This is a genomic window from Paenibacillus sp. PK3_47 (assembly GCF_023520895.1).
GTDB lineage: Bacteria > Bacillota > Bacilli > Paenibacillales > Paenibacillaceae > Paenibacillus_AQ.
In genome coordinates this window covers 840,527-860,525 of record NZ_CP026029.1, presented here as the reverse complement: position 1 = coordinate 860,525, position 19,999 = coordinate 840,527, and the positions used below count along the sequence as shown (strand labels likewise).

20 protein-coding genes are annotated in these 19,999 nt (G+C 45.9%); 19 read left to right on the top strand and 1 reads right to left on the bottom strand.

The features are described from left to right. Position 1 precedes the first annotated feature (1 nt). The 16 genes from C2I18_RS04060 to C2I18_RS03985 all read left to right on the top strand — a co-directional run bounded on the left by C2I18_RS04060 (position 2) and on the right by C2I18_RS03985 (position 16,732). Positions 2-1,465: an extracellular solute-binding protein gene (locus tag C2I18_RS04060; protein ID WP_249900009.1), complete on the top strand. Its 1,464-nt coding sequence runs from the start codon at positions 2-4 to the stop codon at positions 1,463-1,465. 97 nt (positions 1,466-1,562) lie between these two features. After that, a complete protein-coding gene (locus tag C2I18_RS04055) occupies positions 1,563-2,438 on the top strand; it encodes an ABC transporter permease subunit (RefSeq protein ID WP_249900008.1) in 876 nt (291 codons plus the stop codon). Between the two features lie 14 nt (positions 2,439-2,452). Further along, a complete protein-coding gene (locus tag C2I18_RS04050) occupies positions 2,453-3,388 on the top strand; it encodes a carbohydrate ABC transporter permease (protein WP_249900007.1) in 936 nt (311 codons plus the stop codon). A 31-nt stretch (positions 3,389-3,419) separates the two neighbouring features. Then, the gene (locus C2I18_RS04045) at positions 3,420-4,934 is read left to right on the top strand and encodes a CehA/McbA family metallohydrolase (RefSeq protein WP_249900006.1); all 1,515 of its coding nucleotides are present in this window, start codon (positions 3,420-3,422) and stop codon (positions 4,932-4,934) included. A 299-nt stretch (positions 4,935-5,233) separates the two neighbouring features. Further along, entirely contained in the window at positions 5,234-5,476 is a 243-nt protein-coding gene (locus C2I18_RS04040) for a hypothetical protein (RefSeq protein WP_249900005.1), read from the top strand. A gap of 1,111 nt (positions 5,477-6,587) precedes the next feature. Next, entirely contained in the window at positions 6,588-8,033 is a 1,446-nt protein-coding gene (locus tag C2I18_RS04035; protein ID WP_249900004.1) for a leucine-rich repeat domain-containing protein, read from the top strand. 510 nt (positions 8,034-8,543) lie between these two features. Then, positions 8,544-8,903, top strand: a complete 360-nt coding sequence (locus C2I18_RS04030) for a hypothetical protein (RefSeq protein WP_249900003.1) — start codon at positions 8,544-8,546, stop codon at positions 8,901-8,903. A gap of 206 nt (positions 8,904-9,109) precedes the next feature. Beyond that, complete coding sequence (locus C2I18_RS04025) at positions 9,110-10,594, top strand: amidase family protein (protein ID WP_249900002.1); 1,485 nt, start codon at positions 9,110-9,112, stop codon at positions 10,592-10,594. A gap of 216 nt (positions 10,595-10,810) precedes the next feature. Next, positions 10,811-11,677 carry a MerR family transcriptional regulator gene (locus C2I18_RS04020; RefSeq protein ID WP_249900001.1) on the top strand — a complete coding sequence of 289 codons (867 nt, stop codon included), beginning with the start codon at positions 10,811-10,813 and terminating at the stop codon, positions 11,675-11,677. A gap of 55 nt (positions 11,678-11,732) precedes the next feature. Further along, on the top strand, positions 11,733-12,653 hold the full coding sequence (locus C2I18_RS04015) for an NAD-dependent epimerase/dehydratase family protein (RefSeq protein ID WP_249900000.1): 921 nt from the start codon (positions 11,733-11,735) through the stop codon (positions 12,651-12,653). Between the two features lie 237 nt (positions 12,654-12,890). Beyond that, entirely contained in the window at positions 12,891-13,442 is a 552-nt protein-coding gene (locus tag C2I18_RS04010; RefSeq protein WP_249899999.1) for a glutathione peroxidase, read from the top strand. A gap of 23 nt (positions 13,443-13,465) precedes the next feature. Continuing rightward, positions 13,466-14,107, top strand: coding sequence for a hypothetical protein (locus C2I18_RS04005; RefSeq protein ID WP_249899998.1), 642 nt, complete (start codon positions 13,466-13,468; stop codon positions 14,105-14,107). 329 nt (positions 14,108-14,436) lie between these two features. Further along, positions 14,437-14,823, top strand: a complete 387-nt coding sequence (locus C2I18_RS04000; protein ID WP_249899997.1) for a MerR family transcriptional regulator — start codon at positions 14,437-14,439, stop codon at positions 14,821-14,823. A gap of 49 nt (positions 14,824-14,872) precedes the next feature. Further along, positions 14,873-15,214 (top strand): thioredoxin family protein, encoded by a 342-nt coding sequence (locus tag C2I18_RS03995; protein ID WP_249899996.1) that lies wholly within the window; start codon positions 14,873-14,875, stop codon positions 15,212-15,214. 198 nt (positions 15,215-15,412) lie between these two features. Then, positions 15,413-15,823 carry an NUDIX hydrolase gene (locus tag C2I18_RS03990; protein ID WP_249899995.1) on the top strand — a complete coding sequence of 137 codons (411 nt, stop codon included), beginning with the start codon at positions 15,413-15,415 and terminating at the stop codon, positions 15,821-15,823. Positions 15,824-15,967: 144 nt separating this feature from the next. After that, positions 15,968-16,732, top strand: a complete 765-nt coding sequence (locus tag C2I18_RS03985; RefSeq protein WP_249899994.1) for a formylglycine-generating enzyme family protein — start codon at positions 15,968-15,970, stop codon at positions 16,730-16,732. 50 nt (positions 16,733-16,782) lie between these two features. Here C2I18_RS03985 and C2I18_RS03980 read toward each other — a convergent pair whose 3' ends face one another. Then, positions 16,783-17,178, bottom strand: coding sequence for a helix-turn-helix domain-containing protein (locus tag C2I18_RS03980; protein WP_342760331.1), 396 nt, complete (start codon positions 17,176-17,178; stop codon positions 16,783-16,785). A gap of 224 nt (positions 17,179-17,402) precedes the next feature. On the opposite strand from C2I18_RS03980, the gene C2I18_RS03975 reads away from it, so the two are divergent. The 3 genes from C2I18_RS03975 to C2I18_RS03965 all read left to right on the top strand — a co-directional run bounded on the left by C2I18_RS03975 (position 17,403) and on the right by C2I18_RS03965 (position 19,999). Continuing rightward, entirely contained in the window at positions 17,403-17,933 is a 531-nt protein-coding gene (locus C2I18_RS03975) for a hypothetical protein (protein ID WP_249899993.1), read from the top strand. Between the two features lie 133 nt (positions 17,934-18,066). Next, the gene (locus C2I18_RS03970; protein ID WP_249899992.1) at positions 18,067-18,816 is read left to right on the top strand and encodes a stalk domain-containing protein; all 750 of its coding nucleotides are present in this window, start codon (positions 18,067-18,069) and stop codon (positions 18,814-18,816) included. Positions 18,817-19,021: 205 nt separating this feature from the next. Further along, complete coding sequence (locus C2I18_RS03965) at positions 19,022-19,999, top strand: alpha/beta hydrolase (RefSeq protein ID WP_249899991.1); 978 nt, start codon at positions 19,022-19,024, stop codon at positions 19,997-19,999.

Here is a 19,999-nt window from a genome sequence, read left to right as displayed (position 1 = left end):
TATGTCCAGTATCCGAAGATCAACCGGTTTGTCGCTGCTTGTCGCTGCGGCGATTACGCTGTCGGCCTGTGGAAATAACAATGCGGGGAGTGCCAATAATACCGCCTCGGGAAGTCCGTCGCAAGGGAACACGCCAGCTCAGACAGCGGCAGCCACACAGGAGCCGGCCAAGCAGACGCTCCGCATTCTCTCTGGAGTAGCCGGCGGCAAAACCCCGGAAGAGAACGAGCAGTTCGAACAGGAAATCGAGCGCCTGACCGGGATTGAGATCGAGATCGAGAAGCCGGCGGCTGATTATTCCAAGAAGCTGATGGCGGCGCTGGCCGGCGGGGAGAAGTATGATCTGGTCTATATGGGCAAGACGGAAATGGATCAGCTGGTGGAACAAGGGGTGCTGACCCGGCTCAACGATATGATTGATGCCTCTGCAGTATTGTCCGATCCTGAGGTGATTGAACCCTCCGAGTGGGATCTCGTGAAGTACGGCGACGGAGATATTTATTCCATTCTGAATAAAAAAGAGGGCGGCACACTGCCGACCGTCCGCCAGGACTGGATGGACAAGCTGAAGCTTGAGGAGCCTAAGACGCTGGATGAATTTTATACCGTATTGAAAGCCTTCAAGGAGCAGGACCCTGACGGTAACGGCAAAGACGACACCTATGGCCTCAGCACCTCCGGGCTCTATGATATTCAGGGCTTTATGAGCGCAGCAGGCGTGAAATACCGTTATGTGATTGATGCTGACGGCAAACGCAGTATTCCTTATTCCACGGAAGCGGCGGTACCGGTCTACGAATGGTTCGCGAAGCTGTACAAGGAAGGCATTCTCGACCCGAATTTCGCCACCAATGACACCGCCAAAATGCGTGAACTGTTCCTCACCGACCGTGTCGGCATGGTCACTTATTGGGATGCCTGGGTGGGGCTGTTCAACAATATGCGTCAGACCGAAGATCCGGATACGGCGTTTGTTGCCAAAGGCATTACGGGTGCGGCTGCCCCGGACGGCAGCTTCATGCTGCGGCGCGGAGATCCGAGTGTCTGGGGAATTCCGGTTAATGCAGAACATCCGGAGACGGCAATTGCATTTATGGAATTCTGGCACAGCGAAGATGGCAACATCCTGTCGACGCTGGGCATCGAGAATGTGGACTGGACCAAAGGCAGTGACGGCAGCTACACGTTGACGGAGACGGGTGAGGAACACGGGATGGATCACGGGGCACCTTTTCCGAGCAGCACCAAGTTTGTTAACCCTGTAGGCACATTGCCGGGTGCGGCGGAGGCGCGGGAGATTATTTTCAGCAATAACTCTACGGTGGAGCTGTCGACTGCAGATTGGCCCAATGCCGAGAAAATCGTACAAAACTACGCTTTCAAAGCGATGATGGGTGATCTTCCTGCAGCGGATGCGGTAAAGTCCATGAATGCAGAACTGAAGTCCGCCGGGCTGATTGACTAGAGACTAAAGAGCAGTGCGGGTGCTAATGCGTCCTGCTGCTCTTTCGGTTTTCCTTTTACAGTATCAGATTACTATGCAGAAAAGAGGGGACAGGTTTATGCCGAGATTCCGCCAGCACATCGGTCTCTATCTCATGTTTGTACCGGTCATTGTCTATTTTTTGATCTTCTTGTATTTTCCCCTGGTGCGGGGGTTCACTATCAGTCTGCAGGAATTCCGGATGATCGGCGATCGGCCGTTTGTCGGGCTGGAGCAGTATAAGGCGGTGCTTGGTGATCCGTTCTTTTGGCAGGCACTGAAAAATACCCTGTGGATCGGAGCAGGACAGCTGGCTTTCGGATTCGCCGCTTCGCTGCTGGCCGCCTTGTCGCTGGGTGAAGTGCTGAATCCGCTGTTCAAAAAGTTTAATCAAATGGTGCTCTACATCCCTCATCTGTTCTCGTGGGTGATCGTGGGCGGGATCTGGATTGTCCTGCTCTCCCCGGACGGCGGGATGGTCAATGAGCTGCTGAAGCTGGCGGGAGTGGAACAGCCGGTGCATTTTTTGGCGGAGGAGCGGTATGCCAGGTGGATTATGATCGGAACCTCAGTGTGGAAGGAAATGGGCTATACCTGCATTATTTATCTGGCTGCGATGACGCTGATTAATCCATCACTCTATGAGGCGGCGCGCCTGGACGGGGCGGGGAGGCTGAAGCAGTTATGGTATGTTACGCTACCGCAGCTTGTTCCCACGATGAAAACCGTGTTCGTCCTCCAGCTGCTCGGTGTTCTGCGGATGTTTGACCAGCTGATTGTGATGCGGAATCCGGCTATTTACCGTGAGGTGGATGTGCTCATGACCTATGTCTATGAACAGGGCATCCAGCAGTTTCAGATGGACATCGCCTCAGCGGCAAGCTTTTTGATCATCGCAGCCACGCTGGTGCTGACACTGATCTTCTCGCGGGTATCCAGATATGACCTTTCGTAAAGGAGGAATAGGCGTTGCAATCTGTTAAAACACTGGCCCCGGTCAAGAGCAGACGGGAGATGAAACGGCAGCAGCAAACTAAGCTATGGTCAGGATCATCCGACAGCCGGCTGCACCCTGTCTTGCGGACCATCAACGGTATCTTCCTCATTCTGCTGTCAGCCACGATGATTCTGCCGATCTGGAACTCGCTTGTCATTTCGTTGTCCGGAAGTTTGGCCTCAATGCAGCCGGGCCTGCGGTTTCTGCCGGCCGATTTCAGTCTGGAGGGATACCGGCGGGTCTGGACAGCGATGGAGCTGTGGCGGCCTTTTTTGAACAATGTGATCGTTACGTTCGCAGGAACTATCCTTCATGTACTGCTCTGCTCCATGGCCGGGTATACGCTGATTATTCAACATTTCCCCTTCAAAAAGTGGCTGATCGGCTTCCTGTTCGTCACCATGACCGTTCCCAGTGAAGCCATTCTGATTCCGCTGTACATCGTCAACAAGGAGCTGGGCCTGCTGAATACCTTATCGGCTTTGGTGCTCTCCGGTATTGTCTCGGGATTCAGCATCCTGCTGATGGCCTCCTTTTTCCGGAGCGTGCCTTATGAGATGCAGGAATCCGCCAGAGTGGACGGGGCAGGGGATCTGCGGATTCTGTTCCGGCTCTATCTTCCGCTGGCAGCTTCAGGCATTGCCACCGTCACCTTGTTCGAATTTGTCAGCCGCTGGAACCAGTTCACCCCGGCGCTGATGTATATCAGCGATTCATCGAAATACACGCTGCAGCTTGCACTGCGCTCGCTGATTATTCTGTCGGATGCAACCTCCGGAAGCGAAATTACCACCCCGAATGTACGTATGGCCGGCGTGATGATTGCCATGCTGCCGCTGTTGGTCATTTATCCGTTTGTGCAGCGGTATTTTGTGCAGGGACTGACCGCCGGGGCCGTTAAGGAGTGAGGAATACAAACTGCTGGAAGGAGTGAAAGCAATGAAGGATCTGGTATGGACAGGAAAAGAAGAGGTGGAGATGCAAGATCAAGCTGAGGGGATTGCTGTGGAGGAGACAGCGGGATTGGGTGAACGGTTAGGAAAAACGAGTGTGAGGGAAACAATGGAGAGACAGAATAACAGCTGCGAGTTTCTGTTGAACCGTAACCTTGAGGCCGGGGAGCAGGGAGGGTATATTGAGGTGCCTTTCCTTGTCCCGGAGCGGACGGAGCGTATTGAGGTTTCCTATAGGGTGCAGTCTTCCGGAGCAGGGGAATCGGTCATAGACCTTGGTGTGCGTGACGGTCAGCGGATGCGGGGATGGAGCGGCGGAGCACGATCCGGCTTTTATATCGGATTACACCGGGCGACACCGGGATATCAGGCTGGGGTAATTGAGCCTGGAGAGTGGGCGGTTGTGATGGGCACGCACCGGGTAGCCCCGGAAGGCTGCACCGTGCAGATTGAGGTACGGCTGCAGATGGCTGAGCCGCGCTGGTTATGCGGCGATCTGCATCTGCATACCGAGCACAGCGACGGGGCATTTACCCTGGAAGAAACGGTACAACTGGCCCGCCGTGCAGGACTTGATTTTATCGCCCTCACCGATCATAACACTTCCAGCCAGAATGAAGCATCCGGCTGGCGGGACGGTCTGCTGCTGATCCCGGGGATGGAGCTGACTACAGGCCGCGGGCACTGCAACCTGTACGGAGTGTCTGATCCGCTGGGGGATTTCCGCGCAGTGACTGCGGAGCAAATTCAGGAACGGTTGGCAGAGGCGCGCGCGGCAGGCGCCTACATCTCTCTGAACCATCCGCATGATCATGACTGCGGCTGGGAGTGGGGATTTGACGTCGACCATGACTGGGTCGAAATCTGGAACGGCCCTTGGCGGGAGGCGAACAGCCAGACCCTGGCCTGGTGGCAGGAGCAGCTCGCCGACGGACGCCGTATCACGGCGGTTGCAGGCAGTGACACCCACCGCCCGCATCCTTATGTCCGCCACGGCTGGCCGGCGGCATGGGTGTTCGCGGACGGGAACAGCGCCCGGCATATTCTCAAAGCCGTGGACCAGGGCCGGGTTACACTGTCGTATGGTCCCGACGGGCCGTTCGCAGCGATCAGCTGCGGGGATGTGCTGATGGGCGGGGTGTGGCGGAAGAGAGATGGAGAGCAGAAGGAGGGCCTGAGCAGGAAGTTTAGCGATGGGCTGGATGGAGAGTTGGATGCAAAGGTGAGTGAAGAGCTGGATGACGAGTTAAGCGGTGGGCTTCATCAAGAACTGCCGCTACTTCACTTGCAGATGAAGCGGCTCTTTGCCGGAGATGAAGTCCGGCTATGGTCTGATCGCGGACAGGAGTACGCCATTACCGTTGATTCGGACGGTGATCTGGACCTTGAGCGGGAGCTGCCCCGCCGCCGCTTTTGGCGTGCGGAGATATGGCGCTCGATGCCCGAAGCGGGAGGGCAAAAACTCCTGGCGGCTGCGACGAATCCGGTTTATTTTGCGTAAGTAAGAGGGCAGCGGAGATGTGATTAGAGCTCAAAAAACCTTGAGAAATCAAGGTTTTTTATTTTTGTCGGGAAAGGTACTAAGCTGGTGCGGCGGCAACTGCTTCAGAAGTCTGTTGGCTTAACTGGCGGATACTCTACAGATATTTCTTCTTTTAATTCCGCCAGTGTTTTACCGTTCATTGTTCTACCTGTAGTTCAATGCGTTCATATAAAATTTTCGAATATCCATCTTCTTACAACCAGATCCTGCTATGATCAGTATATACAATGGTACAGTTGAGAGAAGGAGTGAGGGGTTTGAAAATAATGAATCAGAGCGGAAACATGATTTCCAGTGTAGAGGAGTGGTTGAAGTATGCCCCGCCGGCAAAACGGGAGCTGCATTGGCAAGAAGGCAGAAGTGCTTATGAACTTGCCCATTCCTGGCTGGGAGAAGGTCAACCCCAAACACCGGTTGCCTTACTAAAATTGCTGAATGGCAGTGGTTTGGTTCCTGCAGACTTGCTGCTGTATATCGGTAAGATTGAGATAATTATTTAACATATTGAATAGGCCATGCAGGAGATCAAACATCCATATGAAAGGAGGAACTGCCGGCTTTGACTAGAATGCTCGCTTCATTATTCTCCGCTTTACTTCTGTCACTTATTTTCACAATAGTCAGCCAAAGTAATAATAATGATGATAATGTTCTGTACTATTCATTCACGAGTGAATTCTTTAATGGTTTTATGGTTTTGTTCGGCATTTATTTATTTCTAGCCACTCCTGTTTCATTTTATATAGATAAAATTATTAAAAATCGCATTACTGTTTTACATTTCCTTCTATATTTTTTTATGGGTGCGCTAATGGGGTCAATAATTCTTTTAATCAATTCTGCGAATGATATACAGGCTTCATTACAGTTAATATTACTTTTCGGATCGGGTGGGCTTGTATTCTCCTTATTTTTATATTTGTTTAGGTTTATTACAAGGCAAAGAAAATGACGGTATGAAGCACAGATATTAAAGAAAAGGTTGGAGGATTAAACTAACTAGGAATTTGTATCTAGCTAAATTAACTAAATTCTGAGGAAGTGATCTAATGAGTTATGATATTCATATTACTAAGGCGGAACATTGGATATATAGTGAAAAAAGTCTTATAACAGCCGAAGACCTAGAGAAGGTTTCTAATCTGTTGGACACATTCAAAGCAGACCCTAATCTCTTGGAATCAATCAAGAAATTCAACATCCTAAGTATGGCTAGGGAAAAATTGTTGAAATACTTGGTGAAGGAATGGAAAGGAACTTCTCGAATATGATTGGCAACAAGAATTCGAGGATGATAATGGAAACCTGCTCCCTAGAAGCAATGGTTATCCCTTTTGTGAGTGATTTTATCCCGCGTTTGAGTAAAATTGATGACCCTGATAATGTCCGCATGGTTTTTTGGTTTGATAAAAAAAACTTTCCTTGTTCTTTTTAACGAGCAGCCTGCGTAAATACATAAAATCACGAGTTATCGACTAGTGCAGATAAAAAGGATGCAATCAAGTGTGCCCTGGCAGGTAGTTGCACAAGCCGCAACCTTTCGAGAGTAGAAGCGTTAATAGTATATAGATATTGACTTAGACAACTAGAAAAGGCAGAGGATGGGAGACAATGAACAGATTTTTAACAGGTATAGTTTTGTCCGTTGTCATTGGATTTAGTCTGACTGGACAGGCACCAATGGCGCAGGCGGAGCAGACAGCAACGGTGCAAGCTTCTACGGAGGTCAGTTTCCAGGACGAGCAGTTGAAGAAAGAGATCAAAAAATTATTAAACAAAAGTGATGATGAAGCTGTATTGCAGAAGGATTTGGAAGCATTAACATCCATTAATCTTTATGGAAAAGGAATTCAGAGCCTTGAAGGCTTGCAATATGCGACAAATCTATCATATGTTAGTTTGAATAATAATAAAATTGTGGATCTTTCGCCTCTCAGCGCATTGACGAAGCTTAAAGGCATTAATCTTAACGCCAATGGGATCATATCTATTGAAGCATTGGCTTCCTTAACAAAGTTGGAGGAATTGCAGCTTTCCGGAAATCAGATTACATCGATCGATGTGGTTAAGCGGCTACCGCTTCTGAGATTCTTCGAGGCAAACGATAATGAAATCACTGATATTCAAGCGCTGTCAAAGGCAACAAAATTAGAAGTGCTTGAAGTCAGCAACAATCGGATCGCAGTTGTCAATTCTATCGTAAAATTGCCTAATTTGATGTATCTGAAACTCTCGAACACCCAGATCTCAGACTTAAGCGTGTTGAAGCCGCTGTCCGATAACCTGCTAGTCCTTCATATCAGCGGAAATCAAATTTCCGATCTTCGCGACCTGGAGGGAATGACTAAGCTCACGGCCTTGTACGCGGAAAATAACCAAATCGAGGACATAACTCCCTTAAAGAACATGAAAAACATGTCGTCGTTAAATCTTCGTTCGAATTTGATTTACGATCTTGAGCCGCTAAGATCACTTACAAATATCACTAAGTTATACTTGGATAATAATAGGATTTGGAATATAGGTGCGCTTAAGAACCATAAGTTCGATACCCATTATGACACGGGTGCATTGCTATATGGACTGACCTTAACTGACAACTATTTAGATTTGCGGTCTACCACGAAATCGTATCAGTTGCTCCAGAATCTTGCGGGAGATGGTCATCAACTCAATCAATTCAAAGCCCAACGTTTGGTGATTGGCAGCACGACCGCCTATGTAGGTGAGAGCAGCTATAAGCTTGACACTGCCCCTTTCATCCACAACAGCCGCACCTATGTACCTGTCCGGTTTGTGGCTGAGCATCTCGGGGCGAATGTAACCTGGGACAAGAGCAAGCAAGAAGTCATGATCACGAAGGGCAGCACAACGATCCGTTGGGTAGTAAATAAGAAGCAAGCCATTGTGAATGGAAAGGCGGTCATGTTCGACACGGCGCCGTTGTTGAAGCATCAAAGAACGTTTATACCTGTCCGGTTTGTTTCAGAACTGCTTGCAACCGACGTCGAATATGTTCCGGGCTCCAGATCGGTACTCATCTTCGAGGTGAAATAAATCGTCAAATAGAAGGTCATGCCGAAGTACGGCATGACCTTTCTCTTTGCGATGGTAGATAAAGCTTAATCAGAGGATCATTCCATCAGTAATCAGATTGTATAGCTCTGCCTCGTTGCTGGCATCATTGTTGCAACCGGTATTGAGGCAGGAGGGTACATCCCAACCCCCTTTCGGGCTTTGTAAATACAAGGACATATATGTAAATCCACTATAACTATAAAATCTTACTAGGAGCTGAAAGATGAGCGAATTTAGTGTGAGCTATCATTTAAAGACAAGCGACCAACCAAAAGCCATTGAATTAATTAGAGCTTCGAACATTTTGAGAAAGATGAAATCGTATCTACATATAGGTGTGATTGGACAGATGAATTAATTATTGAGAAAGATGAGCTTGATCTATTTCTACTAAGAGAACTGATAATTTGGCAAGGCAATACAGCTGAAGACTTGGAAGAAGTTTTTGACTTAGTGAACATTAAAGCGAATTGATCGTGGGGGCCATCAATGAAAACTCCTGAACTATATGAATTAGAATACCTATTCGAATGCGAAGCAAAGCTTAGTGATGACGCTATACCATGGCAATATACATCAGTTTCGTTACAAATAATTAGGAATAATATAAAGGCTGTATTCGAGTTTGAAGAAGCAAGCCGATGTGGCAAGTTAAGTCTATATTTTGAAACTGAAGGAATAAGCAATTACTGCTTAGAAAATATAAGCACGATTCATATAAAGCGAGAAGATAACTATGAATGTCTGATCCTAGAGTTTGACGAGGAAAATTTCGTGCTGCCACTGACTTTACAGACCAAACCATCAATTAAAACCTTTTGGGGAACATCGTTAGGTTTAAAGAGGTAAATCATTACATCATTACGTTAACAGGAAACGATATTTCAACAACCATATCGATAAAGTTGCCTCTGTAATCGGCAGCTTTATTCCGTTAACCGGCAAGAAAGTTTAAATACAAATAATACTTAGTAAATTGATTTCTGATGGTTGTATACTATTGGAGTCAAACATTTTCTGAATATAGAAAAGTAGAATTGGAGTGTCCCCCTGAAATGGATAGAACGATAAACGAAAGATTATTTGAGGCAGACATTGCTTCGTTACAAGCGGCGATGGAGTCTGGCACGTTAACGGCAGTGGATATCGTTCACTGGTATTTGGAGCGAATTGAACGATTTAACCCGATTCTGAAAGCCGTGCTGGAAGTTAATCCGGACGTGATTGCTGTCGCGGAATCGTTAGACGAAGAACGGCAGAAATACGGATCTCGTGGACCGCTCCACGGCATCCCGATCGTGCTTAAGGACAATATTGATACAGGTGACCGTATGCACACTAGTGCCGGATCGGTCGCGCTGGCGAACCATTTTGCACCGAAAGATTCGTACGTAGCCGCGCAATTAAGAGCTGCAGGGACCGTATTCTTGGGCAAGGCAAATATGACGGAATGGGCGAACTTCATGTCGCCTACGATGTGGGCAGGGTATAGCTCCAGAGGGGGCTTGACTCTAAATCCTTATGGACCCGGTGAATTGTTCGTAGGTGGATCGAGCTCGGGCTCAGGTGCAGCAGTTGCCGCGAATTTGTGTTCCGCTGCCATAGGAACAGAAACATCCGGTTCAATCATCAGCCCGTCCTCGCAGAATTACCTTGTCGGCCTGAAGCCCACAATCGGACTGGTCAGCCGTTCGGGTATCATCCCGATTACACAAAGCCAAGATTCAGCCGGCCCAATGACTCGGACAGTCAGGGACGCTGCAATCTTACTCGGTGCCATGACAGCGGCAGACCCGGAAGATGCAGCCATGTCATCTAACGAGCGGAAAGCGTTCAAGGACTATACACAGTTTTTGGATCCTGACGGTTTGCGCGCTGCCAGAATCGGTATTCCGCGTCATTATTATCGAGGACTTGACCAAGCCCGTTTAGCGATAATCGAACGGGCGATCGAATTGTGCAGGGAATGCGGGGCTACTATCATCGACCCGATAGCGTTGCCTTGCGAGAGTGCTAAGTGGGACTGGGACGTGATGCGCTTCGAGTTTAAAAAAGGTCTGAATGATTATTTCTCCAAAGCAGGCAGCGGCGCTTCAGTCAGAACATTAGACGAACTCATAGCCTTTAACGAAACGAATCGCGATTTCGCGCTTAAATACGGCCAAGATACGTTAATCTGGTCTAATGAAACGAGTGGTATGTTAACCGAAATGGAGTACACCGAGAGTTTACGCCTGAACCGGGAGGTCGCCCGAGGCAAGGGGATCGACCACGCGATTCAGGAGTATCGTTTGAACGCACTGCTGTTTCTTGGTAACGAGGAAGGGCTCGATTTGTCCGCACGTGCAGGTTATCCTGCCATTACAGTGCCGGGAGGATATGCGGAGACAGGAATCATCGCAGAAGGAGGCTATACGACCAAGGGGCCGCAGGGGATAACTTTTGTCGGAACCGCGTACAGTGAACCTTCGCTGTTCAGACTCGCCTATGCTTATGAGCAAGCCAGCAATAACCGGTTTGCGCCGCCCGATCCGGTTTAGTCAGGACTCAATCAACCAACAGTTAAACATTTGCATTAATATACTAAATTAAGGGAAACGTTAGTTATACCTAAAACAAAAGGTAGCCGGTCTTATCGGCTGCCTTTGTTGCGTTATAGGGCAGATTAGTTCAAAACTCTTATGATAATATAAGAAATAAACCTGCAAATTTTTTTTGAAAAGCCTATTATACTCTGGTGAGGTGACAGCTGCATTATGGTTAATGATCAATCCTATACGATCGGGCACGTGTCACGGATATGCGGGGTTTCCGTACAGACGCTGCGGTACTACGACAATATTGGGCTGCTGCGTCCGAGCCGGACGGATCCCCTCACCCACTACCGGTACTATTCAAATATGGATATTTTGCTGGTGAAAATCGTTCAGGATTTGAAGAGTCTGCGATTTTCATTGGAGGAGATTGGCAGTATCCTGAAACAATCAGGCCTCGACGGACTAACAGCAGCTTTGAAGAGCAAGAAACAGGAAACGCTGGAGGAAATCGAACGTCTACAACAGACCCATGCTTCTATTGAGAACCGGATCAGTCAGTTGGATAGCCTAAGAAATCTGAATGAGAAGCTTGATTCCGAAGGAGACGGCGTTTTGATTGAATTAAAACAGCTGTCTGACCGCATGATTGCTTTCGAGAGGAAGCGGGCAGTGTGCGGGATGGAGGCATCTGTTGTGCGCTTCACCCAGCTGTTCGATCAGCTTGAGATACATGGTATAACGGCACAGGGCCTACTCATGAGTATCTATCACGAAAATTTGCTCACGTTTGACCGGAACGATTCCGATATCGAGGTTAGTATTCTTTTGTCCCAGGATTCTACCAATCATTCGTTCGTGCGGACGTTGTCTGGCGGCCCTTACATTACAGCTACCTATAGTGGCCCTCCTAACGAAGAGTCATGCAAAAATGTGTACCGTCATCTGTTAAGTTGGATGGGTCAGCACGGTTACGCTGAATGTGGGCCTGCTGTGGAGCAGTATGTCGTTGATTTGAGTCAAATGCGCGACCCGGGCGAGTTTATCGTGGAGCTGCAAATTCCTGTGGAGAAGGTATTGACCCTATAGCCGCTGTAGGGTTTACGCTGGTTTTATTCAAATGAAACCAGGGAGGAATAGAAGGATGCATATCGTATTAGGCACAGGGGCGCTCGGAAGATCCGTGATTAAAGAGCTGCGAAAGAGGGAGGAACCGTTTCGGGCGGTGAATTTCTCCGGCCGGCAGACTGAACCCGGGGATATAGTTGTCAGGGCCGATTTAATGGACCCCGATCAGGCGAAAGCCGCCATCACAGGAGCCACGGTGGTATACCAATGCACACAGCCTCCGTATAACCAATGGGAGAGCAGGTTCGAACGGCTGCAGGACAATATCATTAAGGCTGCAATGGCAGCTGGTGCTAAACTGGTCGCCGCAGAAAATGTATACATGTACGGGGATGTGGACTGCGAGATACACGAAGGTCTGCCGTACGCTGCGCGGACTAAGAAAGGGCGGATCCGCGCGAAGCTTGCTGAGCAGCTTCTTGAATTGCACCACCGTGGAAAGCTTCAGGCCGTACTTGCCCGGGGGTCAGACTTCTTCGGACCTGGCGTTACGGATTCGTCTGCAGGCGGACGGATGTTTCAGCCTCTGATAATGGGCAAGGCTGCTTCTATAATGGGGGAACCCGAACGGAAGCATACGTTTACGTTCATTGAAGATTTTGGGAGAGCACTCGTTACGCTTGGACAATCAGAGGAGGCGTATGGAGAAGCTTGGCATGTGCCGAATGCTGATGCAGTACCCGTGACCCAATTTGTAGAGTTAGCCGCCCGGCTTGCTGGTGTCGAGCCTAAGATAAAGCCAATGGGGAAGGGAATGCTGCGTATTGGCGGACTATTCATACCAGCAGCCAGAGAAAGCATCGAGATGTTTTATCAATTCGAGAAGGACTTTGTTGTAAGCAGCAAAAAATTTACGGACCGCTTCGGGCAGAGAGCAACACCACTGGAAGAGTCGCTGGCAGTTACAGTTGAGTGGTATCGGGCTCGAAGATCGTAGTAATATGATGTATATTCTTATTTTCCTGAACATGAGGGATTAGATATAGATAAGTAAACAAGGGATTGAGGAGCGAGTGTTACGCTCCTCTTTTTAGTATGTGAACCGGATTCCGGTAAGTGAGTGAGATTAATATATGTGTTTTTCCTATAGATTTAATTACATCTATATATTAGACCAATAGAATAATACAGCATACTATATTTTATATAATATTTACATAGGAGGGATGACCGGATGTCTATTTATGATTTTCAACTAAACACGATCAGTGGTGAGACCATTGAATTGTCAATATACCTCGGAAAAGTACTCCTTATTGTTAACACTGCCAGTAAGTGCAGTTATTCCCGCCAATTCGCTGGTCTTCAGAAGCTTTATGAAAGCTACAGTAAACAGGGGTTTGAGATACTCGGGTTTCCTTGTAACCAGTTCAATGAGAAAGAGCCCGGGAACAACTCAGAGGTCCAGGAATATTGTAAGAGCAACTTTGGAGTGACGTTTCCGTTATTTGAGAAAGTGAAGGTGAGGGGGCAAGCTGCTCATCCATTATTTGAATTTTTAACAGAGCAAGCCCCATTCCAAGGCTTCGATACCCGGACTTCGAACGGTGAATGGATGCAGAATTTCCTGCAAGAAAAGTATCCTGACATACACGCTGGGGATGGGATCAAGTGGAATTTCACGAAGTTTTTGATCGATCGGGACGGAAAAGTACATCGTAGATTCGAAACAACGACGGAACCGTTTGAAATACAGCCGGCAGTTGAAGAACTGCTTTTAAAGTGAATGAGTTGAAAGGGTGAGAATTTATGGAAGTAACTGTGTTCGAGCGTCTACCCAATCCAATAAAGCTAAAAAAGCTTATGAAAATCCAAGCCTCACTCAATATTATTCTTTGTCAAGAGGAATGGCTTCGGTACCATAGCGTTGTCCAAGATTGGGATGCGGATGTGTGTATGGCCAAAATAGATAATGGAGCAGGCGATCATCTGATTATTTTGTTTTCCCATGAAGGCTCCATCATAAAAGGCTTTGATCATGAATCTGAATTAAGCCCGTATGCGCAAGATGAACATAAAGTATTCCAGGGGATTTATGATGACGTTCCAAAGGAATTATTATCTCTGCTTGAAGATGAGGCCATTGAAAAAGACGATGTGACTTTTTGTATTTGGCGTAAAAATAGTGACACTAACTGGCACAAGGGAAAAGTTGAGCTTCCAAAAGGTGCAAGCGATGGTTCTGATTTTTTAGTGGGATGTATATTCCAAACAGCAGAGGACTTTGTTGAATTTGCAACAGATTACTTTGAGTTATCACTATCCTTAGAGGTTGTTGCAAAAATTTATGATGATTTCCCTATTACGGGGGAGATGATCAAGATCTTAAATCCCAACTGTGATGTAAAGGAAGTTCTACAAGAATTAGAGTTATTATTACGTTTAATTTGAAATAGAATCAGGCATTTATTTGTATGGTCTGGCCTGCGAGTCACATTGGCGGGCGATTCATACCAACCCGCGGCTACAGCCGGGTGGGATCGAAATCGAAGATCCTGGTAGTGGTGATGTAGAAGTTTTATAGAATTGAATCCTGCCATAAATAGCATAATTAGAGCAAAGCAGCAGCCGATCTTGTGATCGGCTGTTTTGTTAAGCAAATGGGCTTGGTAGTCCAACAGCGTATAAGAAGGGACGGCCAAAAAATCCTTGACCCTAACACTGGTGTCAGGGTTTATACTGAAGGCAGACCATTTCTCATGAACCCCGGGGAGAATGCCATGAAAATAGGTGAACTTGCAGCAAGGACAGGTGTAAGTGTCCGCTCACTGCGATATTATGAAGACCAAGGATTGATTGCACCGCTCCGTCAGGCCAATGGTTACCGCCAGTATTCACCACTGGCTGTGGAGACAGTAGAGACGATTAAGCTGTATTTGAATCTGGGCCTGTCAACAGAGGAAATTGCCGGATTTCTGCACTGTGTGCTAATGAATAAAGAGGCGTTCTGCGCGGAAGTAATGCCCTTGTACCGCAGCAAGCTTGCAGAGATTGACCGCCAGATTCTGGAACTGAACCAGATCAGGCTGAATCTGCAGCAGCGGATGGATTCCATTCAGCAGGAACGGCAGGGTATACCGAATGAAGTTGTACTTGACGACGAATGAGAATCAGAATAGATCTATGACCATTGTGTATATGCGGGAGGAGAAAAGGATGGCTATTAGAAATGTAGAACAGGCTGACGTACTTCGGGAAGAGCTGCAAAACGGCAGGACGGTACTAGTCGATTACGGTGCACCATGGTGTCCGCCCTGCAGAATACTGCTGCCCATTCTTGAAGAACTGGATGGCGAATACGGGGAGACAGTCAGCATGCTTAAAGTGAATTGTGATGAACTGCCGGAACTCGCTGCTGAGGCCGGAGTCATGAGTATGCCTACGGTGATTGTGTACAGCGGGGGACAGTCGGTGGAAAAGCTCGTAGGCCTGCGTCCAAAATCGGCTTATCAAGGTGTATTGAATAAGTACACCCTCCTTTTGCGCAGCAACAGCTGAAAAAGCCGGATGGAAGGCTGCCTATTAATTGAGTAGCCGGCCTTCCACACCACCGTTCGGTATAAGGTATCCAATCGCATAGATGCAACTTACGTAGATGCTCGTACTGCCGGGAAGTCATCATATTCTGCCTGTGCGAGCTTTTCATAATTTGGATGAATATCTGCTTAAATTAAAAACAGGAGTGAAATCTAGAATATGATAAGAGTAGATGTCGCATATGCATTGATTTATAACGAAGATAGGGAAGAAATCCTGATGGTTAATAACAAAGGCAGCAGTTGGTCCCTGCCTGGTGGTGCAGTTGAAAAAGGAGAAACTCTCGAACAGGCAGTAATCCGCGAGACTAAGGAAGAAACAGGACTAACAATTGAAGTTGGAAACATTGTAGCGGTAAATGAGGCTTTTTTTAAGGAGATGGGGCATCACACTTTATTTATAACTTTTAAAGCGAAAATCATCAAAGGGGAAATTTCAATACAAGATAAAGATGAAATTACAGAAATAAAATGGGTAGATCTGAAAAGTGCTAATGAATTAATGCCTTATCATGCTACTGGTATAGAAGAGTTACATAAATACTCATCAATTTATACTTTCCAAGGTTAAGCAGTCCTTTCCTCCTTAAACGAACGGACAAGCTATCAGGAGAATTGGCCGAAGTAGATACAGAAGATGACGTGAACTATCCTGTTGGATTTTTTATAACCACGCAGTGAAGCGTATTTTTAGCAGCATTGAGAGGAAGATTTCATGACAAATCAAAAGTACGGAAGTGACAGAGAGTATTTTCAAAAAGAGTTAATGAAATTGATGGTACCGGTAAAGGGAGGAACCATTGAATTACGTGATTATGTTAATATGAACAAATGGTTTAGTTCTGATTACACGTTATCAAACCCTGGAAGTAATAAAAAGGCTATAACATGGACTGCAACAATTGAACCTTTCCATGTAATGAAGTATCCGGTAACACAGCAGTTGTATCATTTTGTCATGCATGAAGAAGAAATAGAGCCGATTGTGAATAACCTGCCCATTGTGGAAGTTTCGTGGATAGATTCAATTTCCTTTTGCAATAAATTGTCCAGAATGCTTGGCAGGACTGAATGTTACACCATCACAAATGAAAGTGAACATACGATATTTAATAAGACAGCAAATGGCTTTCGGTTACTATCCGACGCTGAATGGCAATATGCCTGCAAAGCGGGAACCGCGGGGTACCGGTATGAAAAAATTGATCAAATTGCATGGTATCAAGAAAACTCCGATGGATCAGTTCATCAAGTAGGGCAGCTGCTTCCTAACCCATGGGGGCTTTATGATATGATTGGAAACGTATGGGAATGGTGCTGGGATTTATATGACACTGAACGATACGGGAACTATAGAGTCTTCCGGGGAGGCAGTTGGGCTGAAGCCCAGAACAACTGCGGTTCTACCAGTAGAAGGAAAAGCATGCCCGATTTCAAAATAGATGATCTTGGCTTTAGGATTGCTCTTACAAAAGTTTGAGAACAATAACATACAAGTTCTATAAAATGGATCTATGTCACGACAAGGCCTCAGTTGATTTCCTGCATCGTCTCTTCCCGCAGCTTTTTGATGTCACTGATCGGCGGGAGACCAAACAGCCTTACGTATTCACGGCTAAATTGCGTAGGACTCCCGTAGCCGACACGATAAGCTGCATCGGCAGCATCGAGGGATTCGGCTAATAGCAGACGGCGCGCTTCTTGAAGGCGAATCCGTTTCAGGTACTGCAGCGGGCTCAGTGCAGTCACTTTCTTGAAGTAACGATGCAGCGACGAGGGACCCATATGGGCCGTTCTCGCGAGCTCATCGATATGAAGCGGCTGGGCATAATCCAGCTTGATGCGGGCGATGACTTTAGCGATCCGACTGGTACCGCTGCCGGCTAGGGCGAACTGCTTAAAGGCTCCACCTTGGCTACCTTTCATTAGCCGGTATATTAAAGGCAACCGATCTTTGAGGTCGGCTGTCTTTTTTCGCTAAAAACATTTGAAGAATGTTAAATGAGATGTTATTGCTATCAACTCTAAATAATGTAAATTTTATGTCATTCATCGCTTCAATTGCTCTGATATAATTTCTGCTAGGGCAAAAATAACATTAAAGCAGGAGTGGGGATATCATAAAAATCTTATGGGCTTGGATTATGATCATGCTGATGCTGGCATCGGCAGGTAAAAATGTTGATCCTCAAATGGAAGAATCTATGATTCCGAAAAATACATCCGATTATTGTTCTGTAGATCGTATAAGTCTGGATAGTGAAACTGAAAAATATTTCTATGGAACTTGGAAAGTTGAGAAGCATTTAGGATTTGCAAATTCATATAATGATGCTTCTGAATACCCAACAGGGCAAAATTTTATTGGAGATAATATTATCATCGAAAAAGACTTTTTTTCATCAAAAGGACTTAAAAAGTATAAGAATTATCAATATGAGCTAAAAGATCCATTATATCGGATTTCAGCGGCATGCTATAACTCTACCTCTTTTTATAGATTGTATAAAATAGATATCCCGGACTTAAATATAAATGATGAAGTAAAAGCGATAGTTATAAGGGACCCTTCTACTAAAATGGGCATACCTGCAGGTTTAAGTTTTTTTGTTGTTAATCACGATAGACTTATCTTGTTATCAGAGGCAACTATTTTTGAGCTTAAAAAGATTACGGATTAAATGAAGCGAGCGAAACTGTGCAACTTTTAGGGGAGATTAGCGTCATTAGTTTGAACCAAAATAACTTAATATAGTGGAACTATGGGAGGGATCAACTACGAATAAAACAATAATTACACTAACTCTTTCCTTAGTGTTCACCTTACTAATTGGTAGTCCGGCGAAAAGCTTCGCCAATTCTTTTGCGAATACGGTTGATAACGGAAAAATTGAAAATGGACGAATGCTGATTCCATTGCGTGCTGTCTCAGAGAGATTTCATTCAGAAGTGATCTGGAATCAGGAAAAGAAAAGCATTACGGTTATTCGTGGCGAGCGGGAGCTATTGTTGCATATTAATTCCCGTGCGGCTGTATTAAATAACACTGCTGTTAACCTTGAGGTCCCGGCAAAAATGGATCATGGAACAGCTTATGTACCCGCACGTGCTTTTGCTGAGGCTTTGGGCGGAACGGCCCTGTGGTCCCAAGAAGAACGAAAAGCAACCATTACGATCGGTCAGCAACAGGTTTACATCCATACAGAGCCGCTCAAGCCTTGGAGAATGAGTCAGGAAAGAATAAATGTACTTAATGACAAAATAAATGAGGCCACCGATCTCTCAGATTATCCGCAAATCCGGACACAGTTTAGACCTTATTTCACGGACTCTTTTATAAACAAGATGATTCATAGTAATGGCATTAAAAATAACGCTCTACTCACAAAAAAGGCGGAAATTATCTACAGCAGTACTACAGAAGCGAGAATGCACCAATCTGCTTACTTTGAAAGCGGTCCTGTCAACCTCGAGCTCGTGGATCGTTATGTATTCTATAAATTGGTTGATAACCAATGGAAGGTAGACGACGTGAACGTGGGCAGACAAATTATTGTGCCATAGTCGGACAAAAGCGGGATTTTGACCAAATGAATTTATTGATGATAGCTTAACAGAAGGTTTTAAAAACAGCAGATCCATGGGGTCCGCTGTTTTTTTGTTCAGCTAAGGGTCAGGAAAGTTGGGATTTGTGATAAAATTCGTTGCATAAGCGATTAATGCTAATCCAATTGAAAACACAAAGTTGAATTGTGCAGGGGGAAGTAGAGTGAATTCTGATACTAAAAATTTGACATACAATGAAGACGAAAATTATTGGAAGGAATATCAGAAGTTTTTCCCTAAAGAACTGCGAATAAATGAAAATAATCTTCCCACTGAAGAATGGTGGATTTGGAAGGGTTATCATATCCATCTGGATAGAATGTCTGCTCCAAATTCGAAAATCAAAGTAGTTTTTGTTCATGGTGCCGGAGGAAACGGTAGACTATTCGCACCCTATGCAAGAATGCTGCAAGTGTATGGATATGATATCGTATCTCCCGATCTTCCTCCTTATGGCCTCAGCTACAAGGAGACATTACAACCTATGGATTACCATGATTGGATCAAAATAATGACAGAGTTCATCGAACAGGAATTTAATCGGGACGGAAAGCCAATTGTTGTATTGGGAGCGAGCATCGGTGGGATGCTTGCGTATCATGTGGCAAGTCTGAGCAAACATGTGAAAGGCTTGATTGTAACGACCTTCGTCGATACAAGCAATCCAAAAGTCCGGGATCAAATTGCACCAAACAAGCTGATAAGCCGCTTGGGTAAATTCACATTAGATAGATTCTCCTTTGTATTGGATTCGTTTCGGATTCCTGTTTCAAAAGTATCCAGAATGAATTTAATTACAAATAACTTTGATCTGACAAAGCTTATTATGAACGACCCCCGAGCTGCAGGGACGAGAATTTCCTTACGGTTATTAAGAACATTTTTAAATATGAAACCAGTAATTGAGCCTGAATATTTCAATGTCTGCCCTGTTCTGCTCATTCATCCTGAAGCAGATCCAATGACTCCATACAGATTAAGTGAATCTTTTTATAACCGGTTACAATGTAAGAAAAATTGTGTGATTTTAGAAGGGGCTGGTCATTTTCCGGTAGAAGAACCTGGTTTGGAGCAGATGAAAACAGCTATATTAAAATTTTTAAATGAAGCAGAAAATGATTTAAAAATGAATAGAACTTGA

Coding starts and splice junctions, on each gene's coding strand:
- C2I18_RS04060 (WP_249900009.1), top strand. CDS start 2: ATGTCCAGTATCCGAAGATCAACCGGTTTGTCGCTGCTTGTCGCTGCG.
- C2I18_RS04055 (WP_249900008.1), top strand. CDS start 1,563: ATGCCGAGATTCCGCCAGCACATCGGTCTCTATCTCATGTTTGTACCG.
- C2I18_RS04045 (WP_249900006.1), top strand. CDS start 3,420: ATGAAGGATCTGGTATGGACAGGAAAAGAAGAGGTGGAGATGCAAGAT.
- C2I18_RS04035 (WP_249900004.1), top strand. CDS start 6,588: ATGAACAGATTTTTAACAGGTATAGTTTTGTCCGTTGTCATTGGATTT.
- C2I18_RS04030 (WP_249900003.1), top strand. CDS start 8,544: ATGAAAACTCCTGAACTATATGAATTAGAATACCTATTCGAATGCGAA.
- C2I18_RS04025 (WP_249900002.1), top strand. CDS start 9,110: ATGGATAGAACGATAAACGAAAGATTATTTGAGGCAGACATTGCTTCG.
- C2I18_RS04020 (WP_249900001.1), top strand. CDS start 10,811: ATGGTTAATGATCAATCCTATACGATCGGGCACGTGTCACGGATATGC.
- C2I18_RS04015 (WP_249900000.1), top strand. CDS start 11,733: ATGCATATCGTATTAGGCACAGGGGCGCTCGGAAGATCCGTGATTAAA.
- C2I18_RS04010 (WP_249899999.1), top strand. CDS start 12,891: ATGTCTATTTATGATTTTCAACTAAACACGATCAGTGGTGAGACCATT.
- C2I18_RS04005 (WP_249899998.1), top strand. CDS start 13,466: ATGGAAGTAACTGTGTTCGAGCGTCTACCCAATCCAATAAAGCTAAAA.
- C2I18_RS04000 (WP_249899997.1), top strand. CDS start 14,437: ATGAAAATAGGTGAACTTGCAGCAAGGACAGGTGTAAGTGTCCGCTCA.
- C2I18_RS03995 (WP_249899996.1), top strand. CDS start 14,873: ATGGCTATTAGAAATGTAGAACAGGCTGACGTACTTCGGGAAGAGCTG.
- C2I18_RS03990 (WP_249899995.1), top strand. CDS start 15,413: ATGATAAGAGTAGATGTCGCATATGCATTGATTTATAACGAAGATAGG.
- C2I18_RS03985 (WP_249899994.1), top strand. CDS start 15,968: ATGACAAATCAAAAGTACGGAAGTGACAGAGAGTATTTTCAAAAAGAG.
- C2I18_RS03980 (WP_342760331.1), bottom strand. CDS start 17,178: ATGAAAGGTAGCCAAGGTGGAGCCTTTAAGCAGTTCGCCCTAGCCGGC.
- C2I18_RS03975 (WP_249899993.1), top strand. CDS start 17,403: ATGCTGATGCTGGCATCGGCAGGTAAAAATGTTGATCCTCAAATGGAA.